This is a genomic window from Mycolicibacterium agri, assembly GCF_002553505.1.
GTDB lineage: Bacteria > Actinomycetota > Actinomycetes > Mycobacteriales > Mycobacteriaceae > Mycobacterium > Mycobacterium agri.
The window spans coordinates 1-1,901 of record NZ_PDCP01000191.1 but is presented as its reverse complement, the minus strand read 5'-3'; the positions used below and the strand labels follow the sequence as shown (position 1 = coordinate 1,901).

The 1,901-nt window shown below is 62.7% G+C and carries 2 protein-coding genes; both read left to right on the top strand.

What is annotated here, in order from left to right:
• Positions 1-885 (top strand): NADH-quinone oxidoreductase subunit B family protein (locus CQY20_RS33640; RefSeq protein WP_097945690.1); only part of this gene is annotated, 885 nt, incomplete at its 5' end.
• A gap of 84 nt (positions 886-969) precedes the next feature.
• The coding region (locus tag CQY20_RS33635) for a nickel-dependent hydrogenase large subunit (protein WP_207767373.1) at positions 970-1,901 on the top strand (932 nt) is incomplete at its 3' end.

The window sequence follows — 1,901 nt, the reverse complement described above, 5'->3', positions numbered from 1 at the left end:
TGGCCCCTGATTGATTTCGAGTGCGGACCAGAGGGGGGCGCGGACGATTTCCTGGAGTGGTTCTTCAAGGCAGACCGAGGCGAGCTGGAACCATTCGTTCTGGTTGTTGAGGGGTCGATCCCGAACGAGAAGATCAAGAGCGAGGGGTACTGGTGCGGGTTCGGCAATAACCCGGCCACCGGTCAGCCGATGACCACGAGCGAGTGGTTGGATCGGCTCGCCCCGAAGGCGACCGCGGTGGTCGCGGTGGGCACCTGCGCCACCTACGGCGGTATCCATGCGATGGCCGGCAACCCGACCGGGGCGATGGGTGTGCCCGACTATCTGGGGTGGGATTGGAAGAGCAAGGCCGGTATCCCGATCGTCTGTGTTCCCGGTTGCCCGGCCCATCCGGACAACATGGCCGAAACGCTCACCTACCTGCTGTACATGGCCACCGGCCAGGCGCCGATGATCCCATTGGACGAGGCGCTGCGGCCCCAGTGGTTGTTCGGCAACACCGTGCACGAGGGGTGTGACCGGGCCGGCTACTACGAGCAGGGGGATTTCGCGGCCGAGTATGGCTCACGGAAATGCATTGTGAAGCTTGGCTGTTGGGGCCCGGTTGTGAAGTGCAATGTGCCCAAGCGCGGCTGGATGAACGGGGTGGGTGGCTGCCCGAATGTGGGCGGGATCTGCATCGGGTGCACGATGCCGGGCTTCCCGGACAAGTTCATGCCGTTCATGGATGAGCCTCCGGGCGGCAAGCTCACGTCGACCGTTTCGGGTCTGTACGGGTCTTTAATTCGCCCCCTGCGCCGCGTATCGGGTCGCACGCTTGACAAAGAGCCCAAGTGGCGCCATCCCGGCACGCAACTCACAACCGGAGCGACCCGCACCTGGTAGGTGCGGGTTACCCCGGGCTTCTGCACGCGGAGTCGCCGTCAAAATTACTGCGGCGCTGGTCATTAGAAGAAAGCGAAGATTTCGATGACAACGATCATCCCCAAGCCAAGCCACGAGAAGCGCGAACCGGGCCAACTGGTCGATATGGCGTGGGACCCCATCACCCGCATTGTCGGCAGTCTGGGCATCTACACCAAGATCGACTTCGACAACAAAGAAGTCGTCGAGTGCCACAGCACGTCGTCGATCTTCCGCGGCTACTCGATCTTCATGAAGGGCAAGGATCCCCGCGACGCCCACTTCATCACCAGCCGCATCTGCGGCATCTGCGGGGACAACCACGCCACCTGCTCGTGCTACTGCCAGAACATGGCCTACGGCGTGAAGCCGCCGCACCTCGCCGAGTGGATCATGAACCTCGGTGAGGCCGCCGAATACATGTTCGACCACAACATCTTCCAGGAGAATCTGGTCGGCGTGGATTACTGCGAGAAGATGGTCAAAGAGACCAACCCGAGTGTGCTGGCCAAGGCCGAGAACACCCAGTCCCCGAACGCCGGCGCGCACGGCTACCGGACCATCGCCGACATCATGCGTTCGCTCAATCCGTTCACCGGCGACTTCTATCGGGAGGCGCTGCAGGCGAGCCGGTTGACGCGGGAGATGTTCTGCCTGATGGAGGGCCGCCACGTGCATCCGTCGACGCTGTATCCGGGTGGCGTCGGCACGGTCGCGACGATCCAGCTGATGACCGACTACATGGCGCGGTTGATGCGCTACGTGGAGTTCATGAAGCGGGTCGTGCCGATGCACGACGACCTCTTCGACTTCTTCTACGAGGCACTGCCCGGCTACGACCAGGTGGGTCTGCGGCGCACACTGTTGGGCTGCTGGGGCTCGTTCCAGGATCCCGAGGTGTGCAACTTCGCCTACAAGGACATGGAAAAGTGGGGCAACGCCATGTTCGTCACGCCCGGCGTGGTGATCGACGGCAAGCTGCACACCCATTCGCTGGT